This window comes from Grimontia indica, assembly GCF_000333895.2.
Lineage (GTDB): Bacteria > Pseudomonadota > Gammaproteobacteria > Enterobacterales > Vibrionaceae > Enterovibrio > Enterovibrio indicus.
In genome coordinates, this window is the sequence record NZ_ANFM02000011.1 from 48,291 (window position 1) to 68,627 (window position 20,337).

Genomic DNA, 20,337 nt, shown 5'->3' on the forward strand with positions numbered 1-20,337 from the left:
GGACAAAGAACACCCAACCCGCTCAATCTTTAACCTTTGCGTGACGCTGTAACGCCTGTTTTAGTACTACGGCACGGATAGGTTTGGTAACAAAGTCATCCATTCCGGCTTCCATGCAACGTTCTTTGTCTTCATTCATTGCGTTGGCTGTCAAAGCGATAATTGGTAATTCATAGCCTTCAGCGCGCAGTTGCTTGGTCGCTTCAATACCACAAAGTACTGGCATCGACATGTCCATCAGAATCATATCGAACTGGACGTGTCCATCATGAACCAAATCGACCGCTTCTTTGCCATTGTTTGCTACGACGACATGGTGCCCCGCTTTCTCCAGCATTAGCTTTGCCACCATCTGGTTGGCTTTGCTGTCTTCTGCTACCAGAATGCTCAATGCGTGAAGGTCACTTTCTTCAACATTGTCTTTTTTCACCTGCTCTGTCGGCGAAGGCTCAATAAGAGGTATATCGATATAGAAGGTGGTGCCTACACCTTGCTCGCTGTCAAAGTCGATGCTGCCGTTCATCATGGTCACCAACTTTTTACAGATGGAAAGCCCCAGACCGGTTCCACCATATTGGCGGGTAATGCTGCCATCTGCCTGAGTAAACGGCAGGAACACATCTTTTTTACGTTCGGCGTTGATACCAATTCCGGTATCTTTCACAGAGAGCTTCAGCCTTCCATTACGGACACGCATTGAGACTTTGACTTTACCGTGCTCGGTAAACTTCACTGCGTTACCAACAAGATTTAATAAGATCTGGGTGAAGCGGTTTCCGTCCTGATAAATGTTGTCAGGTACATCATCGGCGATGTCCATTTCCATTTTGATATCTTTACGGGACGAAACTTCGTTGAGTTGGCTGAATACTACAGTGACACTGTCACGTGGATTAATACTTTCAGGATGCAGAGAGAAGCGTTCTGATTCAATTCTCGATAAATCAAGTACATCGTTAATGATGGTAAGGAGCAATTGTGCTGACTTATCCATTTGGGAAACCCAAACGGTTTGCTCGTCATCCAGTGGCGATTGTTGCAAAGTATCCAGTAACCCCATTACCGCATTGAGTGGCGTACGGATTTCATGACTCATCATTGCCAGAAATTGGGATTTCGCGGCGTTGGCAGATTCTGCCTGTTGTCTTGCCTGTTGCAGTTCGTGTAAACGCTGCTTTCGGGCTGTAATGTCTTTCGCCGTACCCCGAAACCCCATACAGTTCCCACGCTTGTCATAATACGGTCGACCTGACAAGCTGATCCACTGCTCTCTCCCTTCTTGGAATACTTTCCACTCCACTTCAGAGAATGGTTGTTCAAGTTGAATCAAGTCGAGTAATTTGTGTTTCACATCCGGCTGGCGATTCAACTGGTTCATTATTCCCTGCGGCTCAGCAGAGAATGATTCATTTGATGGCGAAGAAAGATAGGTGAACTGAAGGTTATTATTGATTTCCCAGAACCAGTCACCGGCAGTTTTCGCAAAGTCACGAAAACGCTGGCGACTCGCGGTCAATTCCTGAGTCTTGACTGACACCAAACACTGGAGACGTTCGCGGTAGTCAATATCGATGATTGTGCGTTCGATTAGCGGTCGGAAACGCTCAATAACCTGTTGTGATTTGGTTTGGAAACGCCCTTTTTCTGAAGCGAACAGGATGAGGATCGACTCGCTGGCATTCACCGTCATCCCGGTGATCAGCGCGGAGCGGCACGAGTCAAAATCATCGCCTTGCAACAAGGAGAATTCTTTTACTCTTTCTGGCGCATAAAGTACGACGGTCTGGCCATTCACGCAGCGGGAGAAGGTCCCGCCGTCTTCCCAGATAAAGTTTTCTACGTGTGGTGATGTAGACACCAAACAGGAATATTTGTCTTCCGTTTCTTTGTTACGGGTTAGCACCACTGCATTATCAAAAGAAACATAGCGCTCAATCACTTTCAACAGCGTGTTGAACACTTCGATTTTGTTGCTGGCACCAGACATCGCGGAGATCGCTGACAGAATCGCGCGGTTTTCTTCCTTGAACTTTTGCTCTCTCTCTTCAACACGGTTCAGTTCGAACAGTGTTTCCTGCAACTTCTCTGAGATTGCGCCTGTCATAGCTCATCCTTGTGGAACAATACGGCAGATATCATCAAATTTCCGTGGGCAATTTCTCCGCCGAGGAACTGTCCTTGCTCGCCAAAGGTAAACGGGCAAATAAAGGGGGCATGATGCATTGATAGACGCATATTCGCTGCGACGTTGTGCAGAGAATCGCTAACATGAAGCATACATCCTGCACAATATATTGCTAATCCGCCGATTGGGTCACAGGTATTCTTGTCGTGGTCGTTGGCTGAATCTACAACGCGCCCTGCCCTCGACACCAACATTTCCGTCGTGCCGGACATGAAATGAACTGTCTCACCTTCCTGAATATTACAGAACATCTGAATGCCACCTTCCGGAGAGACTGTGGCTGGGTGAGAAAGCGTATAGTAAGGCATTCCATGGATTTCGCCTGTCTGACGACCCAGAGGAAAAAGCGTTGACTGGGCAAACAGCCCATCGGGATCGATAGCATTGCCTGTGGCGTTGAAATACCACTTTCCGTAGACGTCAAAAGCAGGTTTACCGTCCAATTCGACGAGTGTACGACCGTCTACCTTGGTAGCGACCGCACTTGACCCCATGGCAGCATAGCCATTGTGAAATGAATAGCTGACACGAGCAGAGGGGAAAAAGACGGCCATGGCGATGCCTTCCGACGTCACGCGCGCGTTGTCCATCAGAGACCATTTACCACTGACACCGTCATCAGCGGCTGAACCACCAATAATAGGAATATTGACACCGAGCTCTTCTCGAATAGCCTGAAGAATGGTTTCTTCATGACCCGGTGTGGCATGTAATGTGATGAGCGCGGGCAACTCTCCGGGACGTCCACTGCTATCAATAGCTCTGCTGAGAACTGTCCGTGCGGATTCGGCGATGTCATCACCTTCTTTTAATTCGCAGAGTGCCGACCCATATGCACCGTCTGCATCTTCAACGGCCCATACTGAAATAGAATGCCCGCCAACGTAACCTTTGTCCGTCATGGTTCCCTGACATGAGGAACAACCAATGACATAGGTATTGGGGAAATGCGTATTCAGTTCACGTTTGATCGCTTCAGCGTCTTGCGTTTCTGTGTAATAAACAAGCATGAGCGAAGGAGAGGAGATTTTTTGAGATATCTCCCTGGCTAAGTCTTGTATGGCCTCACTGGCTTTGGGGGCAGTTGATGATGATGTCGCAATTCTCATTTACATCTACACAGCTTGGTTGCGGCAATACCTTCAATAATAGCCTTCTCACTTCTGCAAACACCAGTTTTTACCGTGATTCTTTTCGCTTAATCACTGAATTCTCTATTAATAGACGATAGAATCGCCAACATCGACCAAAAACTCCGCTTGAGCAATGGATAGCCAGCTTTATATCGTCATTAATGCGAATCTCCCACTAGGACAAATAATTAGCAAGCGCCTCGCCCAAAAAGGGAATACTGTGGTGTATTTGGCAGACAATGAGCAAGACGGATATGCCATTGCCGCCGATGAGCCAAGAGTCAGATATCGACATTGCCTGCCCTTCAATCGCCCAATGATTGCTGACGAGTTTGACTGGGCTACGTCGAATGTTGCCCCGGTTGATGGTGTGGTCGTTCTGGTATCTGAAAGCACGATTGACCAACTCAAGATGCCGCTGGATGAAACCTTCTTTGCTTCGCTTAAAGTTAACGCCTCGGGCACTATTGATGAACTCACCCTGACCTACGTTATCGTTCCCGATAAAAGCGAAGATGCTAGCGACTCTTTGAAAGCACTTCACTTAAAGCTATGCCAACTTGCCCATTCCAATAAAACTGTTCACAAAGGATTAAAAGTGAATCATGTCGTCATTGGCGGTGATCAATACACTCAGGGTCCAAAGTGTGCCGATATTGCAACCGATGCGTCAGATCTTATCCATTACCTGTGCTCAGAACATGCTAAAGCAGTGCGGCATCAGGCATTTTATTTTGGTAATTTGATAGATTAACAGGCAGTAAAAAAGCAGCCTTTAGCTGCTTTAATGTGATTTTTAAGACGTTCAGCCAATTTGAATGACTTAATTCAAGATTGTTAACGCCATTCGCATAAATATTAATTCGATGTTAAAAGTTAATTTCTAATTGATCTCGATCAATGTTTAAAAGCCATTTATGCGCTGACCCAGAATTAACATCAGTAGGTAAAGCATAAATATAGACCCGTTTTTTATCTTCTTTTTCAAAAAATTTGTGAGAAGTTATGACTTTTTCAGGCTGACCTAACCACTGCAACTCACCGGGTACATAGACTGAATCAACAAGCATAATAAGCGAATTATCAGCTTGATTTTCAACCTTAATCTCCACTGTTTCACCATTAATAGAAACACTGCAACTTCCCGCTACTACTGAACATTTTAAAGTTTCCTGGGTATTGGAATAGTCTACGGTCCTCCAAATAAAAGCGGTTACGAGCACTGTCATAACGACTAATATTTGTACTAAACGACCTGTGGTTAATTTTTCTGCTGCCATGTGATTTATGCTTTTCCCGTGTTACAGAGCTCAAAGTTTTAGTAGAAATGTTACCCGAGCGTAAACCGAGTGTGGGTTCGACCCTGTATTTAACTGAATAACTGAAGTATTATCACCAATGAAAATGCCACTTTTACAATGAAATAGCAATGGAATGCATCAAGTGGGTATAAATCAATCACTATTCGCATTGCATTGCTTCTGGGGTGGCATTGTGACGTTTAAGTCACTTTGTAATACGTGAGTGTAGTAATCAAAAAGTGGAAGCATGCAATATGAGCCAAGAAAAGCAGCTTGAACTGGAATACAACTACCGCGTTGTCCGTCAATTCACCCTGGTAACTATCCTGTGGGGAATCGTGGGCATGGGTGTTGGTGTTCTAATTGCCGCTCAGCTGGTATGGCCTGCGCTGAACTTCGACATTCCTTATCTGACTTATAGCCGTTTACGCCCACTGCATACCAATGCGGTGATTTTTGCGTTCGGCACCAGCGCCCTGTTTGCGACGTCTTATTACGTTGTACAGCGCACCTGTCAGACAAGGCTGTTCGGAGGTAAGCTGGCTGAATTTACCTTCTGGGGATGGCAAGCAATCATTCTGTCTGCAGCAATAACACTACCTATGGGTTTCACCAGTGGTAAAGAATATGCAGAGCTGGAATGGCCAATCGATATCGCTATTGCGGTCGTATGGGTTTCATACGCCGTCGTGTTCTTTGGAACGCTAATCAAACGTAAAACCTCGCACATCTATGTTGCTAACTGGTTTTTCGGTGGATTTATCATCACCGTCGCTGTCCTGCACATCGTAAACAGCATGGCAATTCCGGTTTCCGGAATGAAGTCATATTCGATATATGCGGGCGCCATCGATGCCATGATCCAATGGTGGTACGGTCACAATGCTGTAGGCTTCCTTTTGACTGCAGGTTTCCTGGGTATGATGTACTACTTCGTCCCGAAACAAGCAGGTCGTCCGGTTTACTCCTATCGCCTTTCTATCGTTCACTTCTGGGCACTGGTATCTCTGTACATCTGGGCGGGTCCTCACCATCTGCACTACACTGCTCTACCTGACTGGACTCAGTCACTGGGTATGGTGATGTCCGTTATCCTGTTCGCTCCTTCGTGGGGTGGCATGATCAACGGTATCATGACGCTGTCAGGTGCTTGGCATAAACTGCGTTATGACCCAATCCTTCGATTCCTGATTGTTTCTCTGTCTTTCTACGGTATGTCTACCTTCGAAGGTCCGATGATGGCAATCAAGACAGTTAACGCACTGTCACACTACACCGACTGGACAATCGGCCACGTTCACTCCGGCGCTTTGGGCTGGGTAGCGATGGTATCTATCGGTGCGGTTTACCACCTAATTCCAAAATTGTTCGGGCAAGAGCGTATGTACTCTATCAACCTGATCAATGTCCATTTCTGGCTAGCAACTGTAGGTACCGTGCTGTACATCGTTGCAATGTGGATTTCCGGCGTAATGCAGGGTCTGATGTGGCGTGCAGTTAACACTGACGGCACCCTGACCTACAGCTTTGTAGAATCTTTGGAAGCTTCTTATCCATTCTACTTTGTACGTTTCGTTGGTGGCGCAATCTTCTGGTCAGGCATGCTCTTGATGGCTTACAACACCTACAAGACGATTGCCGCACCAAAAGCAAGCCTCAAATCCGTTGAGCAAGCAGCATAAGGAGACCAACGAATGAGTTCTAGTCGTCATGAAATTGTAGAAAAGAACGTTGGTCTTTTCGCTATCCTCACGGTCATTGCTATCAGTCTCGGTGCGCTTGTTGAAATCACACCACTGCTGTTCCAAAAGCAAACGACCGAACCTGTTGATAACCTGCGCCCATACACTGCACTGGAAATGGAAGGCCGCGACATTTACATCCGTGAAGGCTGTAATGTTTGTCACAGCCAGATGATTCGTCCTTTCCGTGCGGAAACTGAGCGCTACGGTCACTACTCTGTGGCGGGTGAAAGTGTTTGGGAACACCCATTCCTATGGGGTTCCAAGCGTACAGGTCCTGATTTGGCGCGCGTTGGTGACCGTTACTCTGATGAGTGGCACCGCGTTCACCTTATCGACCCTCGTGCGGTTGTGCCTGAGTCAAACATGCCTGGCTTCCCTTGGTTGGAAGAGAATGTTCTGACTGGCGACAACACAGCTAAGAAACTGACTGTTTTCCGCGATATGTTCGGTGTTCCATACACTGATGAGCAAATCGCAAATGCGAAAACAGACGTTGAAGGTAAAACGGAGATGGATGCCATCATCGCTTACCTGCAGTCACTCGGCCACGCGATGAAATAAGGAGCTCTTATGGCATCTTTTCATGCCCTATGGACGCTAGCGATTTTCGTCTGCTTCATTGTGATTGTGCTTTGGGCCTATAGCAGTCGCCGTAAAAAGGAATTCGACGAAGCTGCTAACCTCGTCTTCGCTGACGAGGAGAAAGGCGATAAAAAGACAGGAGAAGATAACAAATGACTACGTTTTGGAGTCTATTTATCACTGTCATTACCATTGGTACCCTTGTGGGTTGTGCCGCACTGATTATTTGGTGTAGCAAAGACCTTGATGGCGTGGCTGATGGTGAAGATATGGGCCACGAATACGATGGTATTCATGAGCTGAACAACCCACTGCCTAAGTGGTGGTCGTACATGTTTTGGGCGACCATCGTATTCGGCGCGGTTTACTTCGTACTGTATCCTGGTCTGGGTAACTGGAAAGGCGTTTTCAATTGGCAAAGTTCCGCTCAGGACGTTGCGAATATTGAAGAGTCACGTCAGTTGCTGGCTAATAGCGACGGAATTGACCAATATGCGCGCGAGCTAGCATCTGCGAACGCGATTTTCGGCGAAACCTTCCGCAAACTCGCATACAAGCCAGGTTCAGATGAACTGCAAGATATCACTGAAATTGCTAAGAACCCTGAAGCAATTAAAGTGGGTCAACGCCTGTTCATTCAAAACTGTGCTCAGTGCCACGGCTCTGATGCTCGAGGTCAGTCTGGCTTCCCTAACCTAACCGACGAAGCTTGGTTGTATGGCGGTGAGCCAGAAACCATCAAAGCAACACTGGTTAATGGTCGAGTGGGTAATATGCCATCATGGCTTGATGCGCTTGGTGAAGATGGCGTTCGTGAAGTCGCTTCTTACACACTGAGCCTGTCGGGCCGTAAGGTTGACGCTCAGGAAGCTGCGAAAGGTAAAACACGCTTCGTTGTGTGTGCAGCATGTCACGGTACAGACGGTAAAGGTAACCCAGCATTTGGTGCACCTGATCTGACTGACAACGTGTGGCTGTTCGGCGGCTCTCGTAAAGCCGTTGAAGAAACCATTCGCTATGGTCGCCAAGGCGTTATGCCAGCTTGGAAAGACATTCTGGACGAAGACAAGATCCAGCTGCTTTCTGCTTATGTCTGGCAGCTAAGCACACCGCAAAACCAATAAAATCAATAATTAGTTAGTTAAGCCCCTGCTTGCAGGGGCTTTTTTCCCCAAGAATTCAGTTCACACAGGAAAGCGATATGATTAAGCCATGGTATAAGCAGTTTTGGCCCTGGTTCCTGATAGCCCTTCCAGGTAGCGTTGTCGTTGCCAGTCTTTTCACTTTTGCATTGTTCAGCAAAAATCAGGTATCCCTTGTCGCCGAAGATTATTACAAAGAAGGTAAAGGGATTAACATCGACATATCCCGCTTGAAGAAAGCCGATGAGCTCGCCATCTCCGCTTTCCTGTCTGCACAGAATGACACCGCTATTTTCACCTTGGATAAAGGTGAGCTGACGCAATACCCTACTCTAAAAATCACATTCCAACACCGTACGCTTGCTGATAGAGATATCGAACAGATGGTCAACGCTGATGCTTCCGGCCGCTACCGACTCGCCCTGAGCGAACCGCTCACTGGCCCTTGGTACGTTGAAGTTAACGCATTTGATGGGACGTGGGCTCTAAATGGCCGCGCAAATTTCCCATCTGAAGACCCAGTAGAGTTGTATGGTCAGAGCAAGGAATGACGAAAGATTGTTATCACTGTGGAGAGCCGGTTCTTACCGGTGACTCTTATAAAGTCGAGATTCAGGGCGCCACCCGAATTATGTGTTGCCCTGGATGTGAAGCGGTCGCCACCACCATTGTGGCAAGCGGCCTCACCTCTTACTACGAATACCGCACTGCCCCGGCAGAAAGAGCCAGCCTCGTACCGGAAGAACTTCAATCACTTTCTCTTTATGACAACGAAGACGTCCAACAGGAATTCGTGCGTCATGAAAGCGGTATAGATGAAGTTGTTTTATCAGTTGATGGCGTATCCTGTGCCGCATGCGCTTGGTTGATTGAAAAACAACTAAATAGCCAAGAAGGTGTCTCGCGCATTCGCGTCAACACCACAACCAACCGCGCAACGCTTCGTTGGGACCCATCAAAAACCAAACTCAGTACTTTGCTCAATAAGATTCACGCGCTTGGCTACAAAGCGGCACCTTTCGAAGCTGATAATCAGGAAGCGCAATATCACCACACTATGAAGCAATACCTTTATAAGTTGGGTATTGCTGGTCTCGCGACCATGCAGGTCATGATGCTGGCTGTTGCTATGTACTTCGAAGTATTCGGAGACATGGACGAAGCATTTCGTGATTACTTCCGCTGGGTAAGCCTGATATTTGCAACGCCGGTCCTACTCTATTCCGCGATGCCTTTTTATATCAATGCTTGGCGAAACCTCAAAGCCCGAACGCTCGGAATGGATGTTCCTGTTTCAATCGCGCTTTTGTTTGCCTATTTCGCCAGCTTGTATGCCACAGTCACAGGAAAAGGCGAAGTGTTCTTCGAATCCATCGCCATGTTCACCTTCTTCCTGCTGGTTGGCCGATTCCTTGAAATGCGCGCCCGAAGAACGGCGGCTGCTGCAAGCGCAAACTTGCTTAAGCTGATCCCGCGTCTGGCGACACTGGCATCGGGTGAGCAAATCCCTGCTAAGTCGCTGACCATTGGTCATGTCGTGCGTGTATTACCTGGTGAACCCTTCCCTGCAGATGGATTGGTCGTAGATGGCGTAACGACAGTTGACGAATCCATGCTGACTGGTGAGTCAATGCCCGAATCACGTCAAAGTGGTGAGCATGTCTATGCGGGTACCATGAACATTGACGGAAACGTGAATGTGAAGGTGACGGCTGAGAAAAAAGACTCCCTTATTGCCCATATTGTTGAGCTCCAGGATGCAGCGCAGCTTGCTAAACCGCGAGTGGCTGAAATTGCTGATATCGTCGCGCGCTATTTCGTGGCGGCCATTCTTGTCATTTCGGCATGTACTTGGTGGTACTGGCAAGGTCATCGCCCAGAAGACGCTTTCTGGATCATGCTGTCGGTCTTGGTTGCAACCTGTCCTTGTGCGTTGTCATTGGCAACACCTACCGCACTGACCTGTTCGACATCCACCTTTGGCAAACTCGGTATTCTTCTGCGTCGGGGCCATGTATTCGAAACGCTAACTCACATCAACCGTGTAGTCATTGATAAAACCGGCACACTGACTGAAGGCAACGTTTCAATTGCTGATACCCAGATTTACGCAAACATAGATGCGAATCAGGCAACTTCCATCGCTGCGTCTTTAGAGTCCTATGCTAACCACCCTATCGCGGAAGCTTTTAGCGGCTTTGATAAAACTAAGGGGTTAGAGAACGTCGAAAACGTCATCGGTGAAGGTTTAAAAGGTCAAATCGATGGTGACGAATGGCGTATCGGCAAACCTCAGTTTGCGTTAAACAACACACAAATTTCCAAGCAAAGTACCCACCAGATTTGGCTATCCCGAAACGGTGAGGCGGTAGCGTCATATTTGCTTGTTGACCCAATCCGTGAATCAAGCAAAACGCTGATTGAAAAGTTCCACGAAGCTGGTATCAAAGTCACCATGCTAACCGGCGACAACTCTGCCACAGCTCAAGCTGTTGCTGATAAGTTGGGTATTGATGAACTGGTCGCGGGTGTCTCGCCGCAAGGTAAACTGGAGTATTTAAATTCTCTGCCGCATGACCAAATAACCATGATGATTGGTGATGGTGTGAACGATGCGCCCGTGCTGGCTGGTGCGCACCTTTCGGTTGCCATGGGCGGAGGCACTGACGTGGCAAAAGCCTCTGCGGATATGGTATTGCTCGGTGATGACCTCACCAAGCTACTCGATGCGCGCAAATTGGCGGCTTTTACCCAAAAAATCATTCGTCAGAATCTGGCTTGGGCATTAGGATACAATCTTGTGATTTTGCCACTGGCGGTGATGGGATTTGTCGCACCTTATGTGGCGGTAGCTGGTATGTCAGGCAGCTCAGTGATCGTCGTTACGAACTCGCTTCGTTTATTTAAGAAAGACCTCATTGAAAAGCTGAAGGGAGAGTAACGGTTTGGAAAGTCTGTATATCCTCATCCCCATCGCAATTGCTTTGGTTTGTGTCGCCGTGGGGATTTTTATCTGGGCGGTAAAATCCGAGCAATTTGAAGATCTTGAAAGACAAGGCATGAACATCCTTCTTGATGAGGATGAGTCGACATCCTCATCAAAGAAACAGAGCGACACCTCGTCGGAACAAAAATAATGCCCATCAGTGATCTCATTGCTGCTTTTACAGTTGGCCTGCTGGGTGCAGGCCATTGTTTAGGAATGTGTGGCGGTGTCGCCGCCGCTGTTTCTATGGGGACTCCCCAAAATAAACATAAGCTCCCTTTCCTTCTCTTTTACAACGGCGGCCGCCTGCTTTCTTATGGCTTGATTGGTGCTATTGCAGGTGGATTAGTAGCAGGTGTTGTCGGTGTAACGCAAATCACCCAACAGCTACTTTGGCTAAGGTTGGCTGCTGCTATCATGATGATTTTGCTTGCTTTGTACATTGGTCGGTTCTGGAATGGCCTTGCCTATGTGGAGAAAGTGGGCCAAGTGCTTTGGAAACGTCTTTCCCCCCTTTCCACTAAGTTACTTCCGTTGCGCTCCCCCTTGGCGGCTTTACCATTTGGTATGTTGTGGGGCTGGTTGCCTTGCGGGTTGGTATATTCGGCGTTGAGCTGGGCAGCTGTGGCCGGAAATGCACTAGATGGATTGTTGATAATGCTCGCATTTGGTTTAGGAACTCTCCCTGCAATGATTTTGGTTGGCTCTGCTGCAGAAGCAACCAAGAACCTCCTTAACAATCTGATATTCCGAAGGATCTCATCATTGATACTGCTAATGTACGGAATTGTTACCGCTTACTCTGTATACAATCAGTTGTACTAAGTCTCGCTTTCTCTTCCGGAAATGGTAAAATATTGACTCAAATCAATTTGGCTAAGCAGGCTCATGATTCAAGACAAAATTCCTACTAAACGTGTTCAATCTGGCGGTTGTGCAATCCATTGTCAGGACTGCAGCATCAGTCAGCTTTGTATTCCTTTTACGTTAAGCGAGAGTGAGCTGAATCAGCTTGACCAAATTATCGAGCGTAAAAAGCCGATTCAAAAAGGTCAGCCATTATTCCAAGCGGGCGATCAACTTCGTTCGTTGTATGCCATTCGTTCCGGCACCATCAAAAGCTACACCATCACCGAGCAAGGTGATGAGCAAATCACAGCATTCCACTTAGCTGGAGATCTCGTTGGCTTTGACGCGATAAACCATATGTCCCACCCTAGCTTTGCGCAGGCGTTGGAAACTTCTATGGTATGTGAAATCCCGTTTGAGATTCTTGATGACCTATCAGGCAAAATGCCTAAGCTTCGTCAGCAGATCATGCGTTTGATGAGTAACGAAATCAAAGGTGATCAGGAAATGATCCTGCTTCTTTCTAAGAAGAATGCAGAAGAACGTCTAGCCGCATTCCTACACAGCCTGTCTACTCGTTTCTCTCAGCGTGGCTTTTCAGCAAAAGAGTTCCGTTTGACGATGACACGTGGTGATATCGGTAATTACCTTGGCTTAACTGTTGAAACCATCAGCCGTCTGCTTGGCCGTTTCCAAAAGAGCGGCATGCTAAGTGTTAAAGGCAAATACATTACGATTCTTGACCACGATGAATTAAGCCGTTTGGCGGGTGTTTCCAAGTAAATCCCCCTGCTTTACAAATGACTTATGGAATGGCGCTACACGCGCCATTTCTCTTTTTTTACGTTTATCTATCTGAATTTATCGCAAACTCCTGCCACAATGGGTTAAATTAAAGTATCGGCATCACCCAGCTGGAGGTTGTTATGAACAGATATACCAACTTGCTCGTCGCTATCGATCCCGACCACGAAGAACAACCTGCGCTCTCCCGTGCGATGGATATCGCGAGAAAATCTTCTGCGCCTGTCAAAATAACCCTATTCCTTGCCATCTATGACTTTTCTTATGAAATGACCTCTATGCTTTCCGCAGAAGAGCGTCAGGCAATGCGTGCAGGCGTGCTCAAACAGCGAGAAGAATGGATAGATTCAGTCGTTGAAAACAATGCGTGTGAAGGGATAGACGTTGTAAAACACCTTGTCTGGCACAATCGTCCTTACGAAAGCATGATCGCAAAAGTGTTTGATGGAGAGCATGACTTGCTTATCAAAGCGACACATCAGCACGATAAGCTCGGTTCTTTGATTTTCACGCCAACTGACTGGCACCTGCTTCGCAAATGCCCATGCCCCGTTCTTCTCGTAAAAGAACATAGCTGGCCTGAGCATGGAAAGATCCTCACCGCGGTGAATGTTTCTTCTGAAAATGAAACTCATGAGCCGCTCAATGACAAACTGATCGATGAAGCAAAAGCGATGAGTAAACTTCTTAACGCAGAAGTGAACCTCGTTAACGCCTACCCTGCAACACCGGTGAACGTCACGATAGAGCTTCCTGAGTTCGATCCTGCTTCATACACTGACGCCGTGAGAGGACACCATTTGCTTCAGATGAAAGCATTGCGGCAAAAACATAGCATTGATGAAGAGCAGACTTTCTGCCTGGAAGGTTTGCCCGAGGATGTTATCCCCGCCGTTTCCAAAGAGCTTGATGCTGAGTTAGTGATACTGGGAACAACAGGGCGTGTGGGATTGTCGGCCATCTTTATCGGCAATACCGCTGAACATACTATTGACCAACTCAACTGTGACGTTTTAGCGATTAAACCTGACGGTTATGTCAGCCCGCTCGCACCTAATGTTGGCTTAGGCTGAGAAACATATTTTGAAAAGCGCCGAAAGGCGCTTTTTCTTTGTCTATGACTTTAAGTCTATTTCCCTTCGGCACTGGCATCCTGCCACGAAATCCGTATCATACGCGCCTAACCTTCGCATCGGGGAGCGATGTGCCATTACCATATGCCATTGGCTGGCTTGATCGCGTAGAGAAATTTTAGAGGCACTTAGTATTAACATGTCGAATCAAGAAATCACCAAAGCACAAAAGTACAACCAGAATAAGTTGCAAAAGCGCATTCGCCGTAACGTCGGCCAAGCCATTGCTGACTTCAACATGATTGAAGACGGCGACCGTATCATGGTTTGTCTGAGTGGCGGTAAAGACAGCTACACCATGCTGGAGATTCTGCAGAGTCTACAGAAAAGCGCACCGATTTCTTTTGAACTCATTGCAGTAAACCTGGATCAGAAGCAACCGGGTTTTCCTGAGCACGTGCTGCCTGAATATCTTGATGGTCTTGGTGTTGAGTACAAGATTGTAGAAGAAGACACCTACTCGATTGTTAAAGACAAAGTGCCAGAAGGTAAAACCACCTGTTCACTATGCTCTCGCCTGCGTCGCGGTATTCTTTACCGCACAGCTAAAGAGTTAGGTGCAACTAAAATTGCACTGGGTCACCACCGTGATGACATTCTGGAAACCTTGTTCCTGAATATGTTCTACGGTGGCAAGATGAAAGGCATGCCACCTAAGCTGGTTTCCGACAACGGTGAACACGTTGTGATTCGTCCTCTGGCGTACTGCCGTGAGAAAGATATCGAGCGTTATGCAGAAGCCGCTGAGTTCCCAATTATTCCTTGTAACCTGTGTGGTTCGCAGCCAAACCTGCAACGTCAGGTGATCAAAGAAATGCTGCGCGATTGGGACCGTCGTTTCCCAGGTCGCATCGAAACCATGTTCCGAGCAATGCAAAATGTGGTGCCATCGCACCTGGCTGACTTCGAACTGTTCGACTTCAAGAGCATCGATAAAGATTCTGGTGTCATTAATGGTGGTGATACTGCGTTCGATAAAGAACAATTCAGCGATACACAACCATCAGAAGACGATGTAGTTGAATTTGATCCATCGCTGAAACTGGACGTGGTTCAAGTGAACTAAGCAGACCAACAGAGACAAAAAAGCCCGCAGCAGCGGGCTTTTTCTTTTTTAAAGGCCAGAGGCTAACTTTGCGGAATCCAAGGCGTCACTTTCAGCGGCTCTTGCGGGAAGAAGACACGCTCCCCACTCTTTAACTCCGAAGCGCGTATAACAGCGACCTTGCCATTTACATCGATTGTGCGCCCTTCTGAGGTTTTCAGCTCAGGTTGTGCATCAGCAAAATGTACAGTCACACCTTCCACTTCCGGCATAAACCAAGAAGCAAACATACCGCCTAAATCCTGCATCATGGTCGTCATCTGAGGAACCAGGTTATTCACCTCTTCTTCCGTCACTTCAGAACCAAAACTGCTCTTTGCCAACACCTGGAATGAAATATCACAAGCTTGGGTGCCAGCAGTTTCAATAAACACATCGGGATTCACTTTACGCAGGTGGTTATCAATGGGAAGTGGTAGCTCTTGTGATGCTGGGATCTCAAACTCTTCGTAATGTGCTTTTTTGGTCATCCAGGCTTTGGTGATTTGACAAGTCGCCCCTGAAGAAGGAGAAACCATAAAATACCCAATTTTTACGTCTGGATGGTTTTCACCATAGTTATGCTTAAGCTGGGTGTATAGCTTGCTATAACTGAACTTTACCTGCGCCGCAGCAGCAGGTGCTGAAATTACAGCTGCCAACAAGACAGCCGTAAGTCCTTTAATCATCCTTGGCTCCAATACTTCTCGTTGTATCGAATCATGCTTTGCACTTCTTCGACATAAGCTTGGCCGCGTTCAGAATAACTTTTCAATCCATTAGCCAAAGCAACGCCGGAAATCGGCTCACCTGATTTTCTCAAGTCAGCTCGGATATCCCGCAACTGGGCATACGCTTTATTGCGGTTGACGTTAAGGAAATACGCGCGGATTGATTGGTAAGTGTCTTTGAACACGGCAACTTCGTGGGTTTTACCCTGCGAACGTGCGCTTGGCACCATGCCGCAGCCCGAAGTGTAACACCACTGCCCAAAGTAGTTATTTCCTTCGCGGGCAAAGCGTGATGTGCCCCACCCAGATTCTTTCGCTGCCTGAGTCAGAACAAGGTCAGCCGGGATCACATCGACACGTTTTAATGCTTCCTGATACCACGCCTTGTCGGCACCGGCTTCAGGTAAAGGCAGATTAAAGAGCTCTGCCACACGTGCAACAAACGCTTTGTCTTCTTGATTTGGAGCTTTACCTTTATCTAGTTCAATCAGACGCGCTCGTGCATCTTTGATCAGTCCGTTGACGTAATTGATGCCGGGTTTCATGAAAGCCACGAACGCTTTTTTCTTCTCATCGACTATCTGGTAAGAGCCAAAATCAGGCTTCACGACCATCGAAGGTGGTGGTGAAGCCGGCTGTAGATTGTCTACTGTGATGGGAGATTGTGGGGCGTCGCTACACGCAGAAATAAACAGAGCCGAAGCCAATACAGCATGGGAAAGCTTCATTTACGCGTTGAAAACCTCTTTATTACCGCCATCAGAAGAAGAATCGTCATCTCCCTCCTGTGACACGGTCACTTCAATACCAACACCGAACATTTCACGGTAAAGCACGCCCTTCACATTGAACATGAAAGGTAGCGCCCAGACCAAGGCCAAGCCTGCCGTCGCATATGAAAAGACAAACAAGATAGCAATGACGATGTAAACCAAGGTCAATGGTATCAGTTTTTTTATAATCGCCCTAAATGAAACGATCATCGCCTCCACCGGGCGCAGCCGTTTTTCACAGATAAGCAGAATGGTCATGGAAAAGGTAATGCCGAGGAAAATGCCCAGCAACGGAATGAGTTGGCTGCTGAAGCTTTGTAATGCGTTGATAAAGCTCATTGCCAACGTCACTGCCAAACCATAAGCCAACCCTTTTATGATATGCCTAGGTTTGGTTCTAAAGCCTATCGCGTGGCTTAAACCCATCAGGCTCGCACCGGCATAAAGTGGTGCGGATAGCACGGTGGCCGCGAAAACAGCAATTCTGGCCGACGCCATAAGATCAGGCGTCATTTGCTGTTTGCCTATAAAGGCTTCCATCACCGAGTAAGGCGTGCCATTCATGATGGTCAATGCCACAAGAAAAATCAGAATGTGCGCAATGGTCAAAATCACTGTCGCTGGCAGAAATTGCCAAAAATGCTTTTGCGTTAGCTTAACGGCTTCTTGAACTACGCTGGAAGCACTCAAGTTGTAATCACCACTCAGCGCATTTTCTAAGGTACCGCCAACGTGCAGTGCATTGCTCAACTGTTGTTTATTCATAACAAAGTAACTTTTGTCTTTAGCCTAAGAAATTTCCCCACTCTTAAAGTTATAGGTGATATTTTTTGGATGCGTCTCAAGGTGTCGCATTTTTGGACGTCACATTAAGGGTCTATACTTGCGAGCGCCCGCGTCCTCAAATGGATGATGCAGGTCACAAGAATCGGTTTTGTTCGCGGTTTCTACATTTTCTTATGCCGCGTCAATTCAGGGCGAAAAATTCCCGATAAAACACAAAAAAACGCTTTAACTTCATGATTCGCACGTCTATCATGCGCGGTCTAATTTTTAGGGGAATTTTTACTTAGCTAATCGCCCGTGGTGTAAGGAGTGAGAGTAGAATTGAACGCAACACAACCAATTAAAAAACCCGTTGTCCAGTTAAAAGGACTGTGTAAGAGCTTCGATGGTAAAGAGATCATCTCTAACTTCGATCTTGAAATTAACAACGGTGAGTTTTTAACAATTCTAGGTCCGTCAGGTTGTGGCAAGACCACAGTACTTCGTTTGATTGCTGGTCTTGAAGATGCAGACGATGGCCAAATTATCATTGATGAGCAGGACGTTACTGCTATCCCCGCAGAACATCGTCATGTTAATACCGTTTTCCAAAGCTATGCATTGTTCCCGCACATGACAGTGTTCGATAACGTTGCTTTCGGCCTGCGCATGCAGAAAGTCGCTGAAAGTGAAATCGAACCACGTGTGACGGAAGCCCTTCGCATGGTTCAACTGGAACAATTTGCACCACGCAAACCTCATCAACTTTCGGGCGGTCAACAGCAACGCGTCGCGATTGCTCGCGCTGTCGTGAATAAACCAAAAGTACTGCTGCTTGATGAGTCCCTCTCTGCGCTGGACTACAAACTGCGTAAGCAAATGCAGATAGAGCTGAAACAACTCCAGCGTAAGCTTGGCATTACTTTCATCTTCGTTACTCACGATCAAGAAGAAGCGTTGTCGATGTCCGATCGCATCATCGTAATGAAATCCGGTGAAGTGGTTCAAGACGGCACACCTCGTGAAATTTACGAAGAACCAGCAAACCTATTCGTTGCTCGCTTCATCGGTGAAATCAACGTGTTTGACGCTGATGTTATTGCCCGTATTGATGAAGAGCGCATTACTGCCACCATCGAAGGCCGTGAATGTCAGGTTTACTGTAAGTTGGACGTTAAAGCGGGTGACCGCGTGAAGGTCCTGCTTCGCCCTGAAGATCTGCGTATCGAAGAAATCGAAGCGGCAGATTCTGGTAATGGCATTATCGGTTACGTTCGCGAGCGCAACTACAAGGGCATGACGCTGGATTCAGTGCTAGAGCTAGAATCTGGCATGTCAGTCATGGTCAGCGAATTCTTCAACGAAGATGATCCAGATGTAGACCACTCTTTGGATCAGAAAGTCGCGATTACCTGGGTTGAAAGCTGGGAAGTGGTACTGCCTGATGAAGAAGCTTAATCTCCAAAACGCCATCATTGGCGTGATTGTAGGTTGGTTGCTGCTGTTCGTGTTTATCCCGAACCTGATGATTATTGTCACCAGCTTCCTGACCCGCGATGACGCAAACCTGATTGAGATGACCTTCACCTTGAGCAACTACGCCAAGTTGATGGACCCGCTCTACGCGAAGGTGGTTTGGCATTCATTCTATATGGCGGCCATTGCTACCCTGCTCTGTTTGCTGATTGGTTACCCGTTTGCGTACATTATTGCGCGAATGCCAGTGAAATGGCGTCCTGTGATGCTGTTTATGGTGATTATTCCTTTCTGGACTAACTCGCTGATCCGTACGTACGGCCTGAAAATTTTCCTGGGTACCCGTGGTTTGCTTAACGAAGGCCTGCTGACGCTGGGCATTATCGACAAGCCACTACGGATTATGTACACCGAGTATGCGGTGATGATTGGCCTGGTTTATATCCTGCTGCCATTTATGATTCTGCCGCTTTACTCAAGCATCGAGAAGCTGGACAACAGCTACCTCGAGGCGGCGAAAGACTTAGGCGCAAGCAAGCTTCAGGCATTTATCAAAGTTATTTTACCTTTGACCATGCCGGGCATCATCGCTGGCTGTCTTCTGGTTCTGCTTCCAGCATTGGGTATGTTCTACGTATCTGACCTACTGGGCGGCGCGAAGAACCTGTTGATTGGTAACGTCATCAAGAGTCAGATCCTCAATGTTCGTGACTGGCCGTTTGGTTCAGCAGCGAGTATTTCCCTGACTGTATTGATGGGTCTTATGCTGTTCGCCTACTGGCGTGTTGGCAAACTGATTAACAAGAAGGTAGAGCTGGAATGAGTAAGTTTTTCCGTACCAGCTTTATGTCGCTGGTCTATGCGTTCTTATACATCCCTATCGTCATTCTTATCGTTAACTCGTTTAACGAAAGTAAATTCGGTATGGAGTGGAAGGGTTTTACTACCAAGTGGTACACCCTGCTTTTGAATAACGACAGCCTGGTGCAGGCGGCGTGGAACTCACTGACAATCGCAGTGTTTTCTGCAACTGCAGCGGCAGTTATCGGCAGTCTGACTGCTGTTGCCCTGTTCCGCTATCGCTTCCGCGGTAAAGGCTTCGTGAATGGCATGCTGTTCGTGGTAATGATGTCTCCTGACATCGTGATGGCAATCTCGCTGTTGGCGCTGTTCGTGTTGATGGGCGCGCAATTGGGGTTCCTGACCCTGCTGTTATCGCACATTACTTTCTGTTTGCCGTTTGTAGTGGTGACGGTTTACAGCCGACTGAATGGTTTTGATGCGCGTATGCTTGAAGCAGCGAAAGACTTAGCTGCGAGCGAGTGGACGATTCTGACGAAAATCATTCTGCCTCTAGCTGCACCTGCGGTTGCTGCGGGCTGGTTGTTGAGCTTTACCCTGTCTTTGGACGACGTCATTGTTAGTTCGTTCGTGACGGGTCCAAGCTATGAAATCTTGCCACTGAAAATCTACTCAATGGTTAAGGTTGGCGTTTCTCCGGAAGTGAATGCTCTGGCGACGCTGATGCTTATCGTCTCTCTCGTGCTGGTTATTTGCTCTCAAATGCTGGCACGCGACAAAGTGCGATAATGATACGAGGGGAGCAATCTTGAAGGTTGCTCCCCTCTGTTGTTTTCGCATTTTTCAG

At 47.4% G+C, this 20,337-nt stretch carries 21 protein-coding genes; 15 read left to right on the forward strand and 6 right to left on the reverse strand.

Annotation, left to right across the window (positions count from 1 at the left end; all coding sequences use genetic code 11):
* Window positions 1-22: 22 nt before the first annotated feature.
* Both D515_RS06380 and D515_RS06385 read right to left on the reverse strand, forming a co-directional pair.
* Window positions 23-2,104, reverse strand: coding sequence for a PAS domain-containing sensor histidine kinase (locus tag D515_RS06380; protein ID WP_002537140.1), 2,082 nt, complete (start codon window positions 2,102-2,104; stop codon window positions 23-25).
* Window positions 2,101-3,294, reverse strand: a complete 1,194-nt coding sequence (locus D515_RS06385) for an FIST signal transduction protein (protein WP_039849702.1) — start codon at window positions 3,292-3,294, stop codon at window positions 2,101-2,103. The genes D515_RS06380 and D515_RS06385 overlap by 4 nt, the downstream gene beginning before the upstream one ends.
* Before the next feature lie 247 nt (window positions 3,295-3,541).
* Between D515_RS06385 and D515_RS06390 the strand changes: the two genes are divergently transcribed.
* On the forward strand, window positions 3,542-4,072 hold the full coding sequence (locus D515_RS06390) for a hypothetical protein (protein ID WP_239643947.1): 531 nt from the start codon (window positions 3,542-3,544) through the stop codon (window positions 4,070-4,072).
* A gap of 115 nt (window positions 4,073-4,187) precedes the next feature.
* Here D515_RS06390 and D515_RS06395 read toward each other — a convergent pair whose 3' ends face one another.
* A complete protein-coding gene (locus D515_RS06395) occupies window positions 4,188-4,598 on the reverse strand; it encodes a hypothetical protein (protein ID WP_039849705.1) in 411 nt (136 codons plus the stop codon).
* A 275-nt stretch (window positions 4,599-4,873) separates the two neighbouring features.
* Here D515_RS06395 and ccoN point away from each other — a divergent pair, with 275 nt between their 5' ends.
* The 11 genes from ccoN (at window position 4,874) to ttcA (ending at window position 14,926) form a co-directional block, all read left to right on the forward strand.
* Complete coding sequence (ccoN, locus tag D515_RS06400) at window positions 4,874-6,301, forward strand: cytochrome-c oxidase, cbb3-type subunit I (protein ID WP_002537144.1); 1,428 nt, start codon at window positions 4,874-4,876, stop codon at window positions 6,299-6,301.
* 12 nt (window positions 6,302-6,313) lie between these two features.
* Window positions 6,314-6,925 carry a cytochrome-c oxidase, cbb3-type subunit II gene (gene ccoO / locus D515_RS06405; protein ID WP_002537146.1) on the forward strand — a complete coding sequence of 204 codons (612 nt, stop codon included), beginning with the start codon at window positions 6,314-6,316 and terminating at the stop codon, window positions 6,923-6,925.
* Window positions 6,926-6,934: 9 nt separating this feature from the next.
* Entirely contained in the window at window positions 6,935-7,102 is a 168-nt protein-coding gene (locus D515_RS06410) for a CcoQ/FixQ family Cbb3-type cytochrome c oxidase assembly chaperone (protein ID WP_002537147.1), read from the forward strand.
* On the forward strand, window positions 7,099-8,070 hold the full coding sequence (gene ccoP / locus D515_RS06415; RefSeq protein WP_002537148.1) for a cytochrome-c oxidase, cbb3-type subunit III: 972 nt from the start codon (window positions 7,099-7,101) through the stop codon (window positions 8,068-8,070). The genes D515_RS06410 and ccoP overlap by 4 nt, the downstream gene beginning before the upstream one ends.
* A gap of 77 nt (window positions 8,071-8,147) precedes the next feature.
* A complete protein-coding gene (locus tag D515_RS06420; protein WP_002537150.1) occupies window positions 8,148-8,639 on the forward strand; it encodes a FixH family protein in 492 nt (163 codons plus the stop codon).
* Entirely contained in the window at window positions 8,636-11,029 is a 2,394-nt protein-coding gene (locus D515_RS06425) for a heavy metal translocating P-type ATPase (protein WP_039849707.1), read from the forward strand. The genes D515_RS06420 and D515_RS06425 overlap by 4 nt, the downstream gene beginning before the upstream one ends.
* Window positions 11,030-11,033: 4 nt before the next feature.
* Window positions 11,034-11,225, forward strand: a complete 192-nt coding sequence (ccoS, locus tag D515_RS06430) for a cbb3-type cytochrome oxidase assembly protein CcoS (protein WP_002537152.1) — start codon at window positions 11,034-11,036, stop codon at window positions 11,223-11,225.
* Window positions 11,225-11,899, forward strand: a complete 675-nt coding sequence (locus tag D515_RS06435) for a sulfite exporter TauE/SafE family protein (RefSeq protein WP_002537154.1) — start codon at window positions 11,225-11,227, stop codon at window positions 11,897-11,899. Before ccoS ends, D515_RS06435 begins: the two co-directional genes overlap by 1 nt.
* 63 nt (window positions 11,900-11,962) lie before the next feature.
* A complete protein-coding gene (locus D515_RS06440) occupies window positions 11,963-12,706 on the forward strand; it encodes an FNR family transcription factor (protein WP_002537156.1) in 744 nt (247 codons plus the stop codon).
* Window positions 12,707-12,849: 143 nt separating this feature from the next.
* Window positions 12,850-13,800, forward strand: a complete 951-nt coding sequence (gene uspE / locus D515_RS06445; RefSeq protein WP_002537157.1) for a universal stress protein UspE — start codon at window positions 12,850-12,852, stop codon at window positions 13,798-13,800.
* A gap of 199 nt (window positions 13,801-13,999) precedes the next feature.
* Window positions 14,000-14,926 (forward strand): tRNA 2-thiocytidine(32) synthetase TtcA, encoded by a 927-nt coding sequence (ttcA, locus tag D515_RS06450; RefSeq protein ID WP_002537159.1) that lies wholly within the window; start codon window positions 14,000-14,002, stop codon window positions 14,924-14,926.
* 62 nt (window positions 14,927-14,988) lie between these two features.
* Here ttcA and D515_RS06455 read toward each other — a convergent pair whose 3' ends face one another.
* The 3 genes from D515_RS06455 to D515_RS06465 are packed head-to-tail and all read right to left on the reverse strand — an operon-like array spanning window position 14,989 to window position 17,213.
* Window positions 14,989-15,633, reverse strand: coding sequence for a DUF2987 domain-containing protein (locus D515_RS06455; protein WP_002537160.1), 645 nt, complete (start codon window positions 15,631-15,633; stop codon window positions 14,989-14,991).
* Window positions 15,630-16,403, reverse strand: coding sequence for a glucosaminidase domain-containing protein (locus D515_RS06460; protein WP_002537162.1), 774 nt, complete (start codon window positions 16,401-16,403; stop codon window positions 15,630-15,632). The genes D515_RS06455 and D515_RS06460 overlap by 4 nt, the downstream gene beginning before the upstream one ends.
* Window positions 16,404-17,213, reverse strand: coding sequence for a DUF2189 domain-containing protein (locus tag D515_RS06465; RefSeq protein WP_002537163.1), 810 nt, complete (start codon window positions 17,211-17,213; stop codon window positions 16,404-16,406). It abuts the gene before it with no gap.
* Window positions 17,214-17,555: 342 nt separating this feature from the next.
* Between D515_RS06465 and potA the strand changes: the two genes are divergently transcribed.
* From potA to potC, 3 genes are read left to right on the forward strand one after another with little or no spacing between them, the layout of a single operon-like run.
* Window positions 17,556-18,671, forward strand: a complete 1,116-nt coding sequence (potA, locus tag D515_RS06470) for a spermidine/putrescine ABC transporter ATP-binding protein PotA (protein ID WP_002537165.1) — start codon at window positions 17,556-17,558, stop codon at window positions 18,669-18,671.
* Window positions 18,655-19,512: a spermidine/putrescine ABC transporter permease PotB gene (potB, locus tag D515_RS06475; protein WP_192815496.1), complete on the forward strand. Its 858-nt coding sequence runs from the start codon at window positions 18,655-18,657 to the stop codon at window positions 19,510-19,512. The genes potA and potB overlap by 17 nt, the downstream gene beginning before the upstream one ends.
* Window positions 19,509-20,279, forward strand: coding sequence for a spermidine/putrescine ABC transporter permease PotC (gene potC, locus D515_RS06480; protein ID WP_002537168.1), 771 nt, complete (start codon window positions 19,509-19,511; stop codon window positions 20,277-20,279). Before potB ends, potC begins: the two co-directional genes overlap by 4 nt.
* Window positions 20,280-20,337 lie beyond the last annotated feature (58 nt).

What these genes read in the sequence shown, in the direction of transcription:
- D515_RS06455 (WP_002537160.1), bottom strand. Translation starts at nt 15,633, where the DNA reads ATGATTAAAGGACTTACGGCTGTCTTGTTGGCAGCTGTAATTTCAGCA.
- D515_RS06425 (WP_039849707.1), top strand. Translation starts at nt 8,636, where the DNA reads ATGACGAAAGATTGTTATCACTGTGGAGAGCCGGTTCTTACCGGTGAC.
- D515_RS06385 (WP_039849702.1), bottom strand. Translation starts at nt 3,294, where the DNA reads ATGAGAATTGCGACATCATCATCAACTGCCCCCAAAGCCAGTGAGGCC.
- D515_RS06460 (WP_002537162.1), bottom strand. Translation starts at nt 16,403, where the DNA reads ATGAAGCTTTCCCATGCTGTATTGGCTTCGGCTCTGTTTATTTCTGCG.
- D515_RS06435 (WP_002537154.1), top strand. Translation starts at nt 11,225, where the DNA reads ATGCCCATCAGTGATCTCATTGCTGCTTTTACAGTTGGCCTGCTGGGT.
- potC (WP_002537168.1), top strand. Translation starts at nt 19,509, where the DNA reads ATGAGTAAGTTTTTCCGTACCAGCTTTATGTCGCTGGTCTATGCGTTC.
- uspE (WP_002537157.1), top strand. Translation starts at nt 12,850, where the DNA reads ATGAACAGATATACCAACTTGCTCGTCGCTATCGATCCCGACCACGAA.
- D515_RS06465 (WP_002537163.1), bottom strand. Translation starts at nt 17,213, where the DNA reads ATGAATAAACAACAGTTGAGCAATGCACTGCACGTTGGCGGTACCTTA.
- ccoO (WP_002537146.1), top strand. Translation starts at nt 6,314, where the DNA reads ATGAGTTCTAGTCGTCATGAAATTGTAGAAAAGAACGTTGGTCTTTTC.
- ccoN (WP_002537144.1), top strand. Translation starts at nt 4,874, where the DNA reads ATGAGCCAAGAAAAGCAGCTTGAACTGGAATACAACTACCGCGTTGTC.
- D515_RS06410 (WP_002537147.1), top strand. Translation starts at nt 6,935, where the DNA reads ATGGCATCTTTTCATGCCCTATGGACGCTAGCGATTTTCGTCTGCTTC.
- D515_RS06420 (WP_002537150.1), top strand. Translation starts at nt 8,148, where the DNA reads ATGATTAAGCCATGGTATAAGCAGTTTTGGCCCTGGTTCCTGATAGCC.
- D515_RS06395 (WP_039849705.1), bottom strand. Translation starts at nt 4,598, where the DNA reads ATGGCAGCAGAAAAATTAACCACAGGTCGTTTAGTACAAATATTAGTC.
- ccoP (WP_002537148.1), top strand. Translation starts at nt 7,099, where the DNA reads ATGACTACGTTTTGGAGTCTATTTATCACTGTCATTACCATTGGTACC.
- D515_RS06440 (WP_002537156.1), top strand. Translation starts at nt 11,963, where the DNA reads ATGATTCAAGACAAAATTCCTACTAAACGTGTTCAATCTGGCGGTTGT.
- ttcA (WP_002537159.1), top strand. Translation starts at nt 14,000, where the DNA reads ATGTCGAATCAAGAAATCACCAAAGCACAAAAGTACAACCAGAATAAG.
- D515_RS06380 (WP_002537140.1), bottom strand. Translation starts at nt 2,104, where the DNA reads ATGACAGGCGCAATCTCAGAGAAGTTGCAGGAAACACTGTTCGAACTG.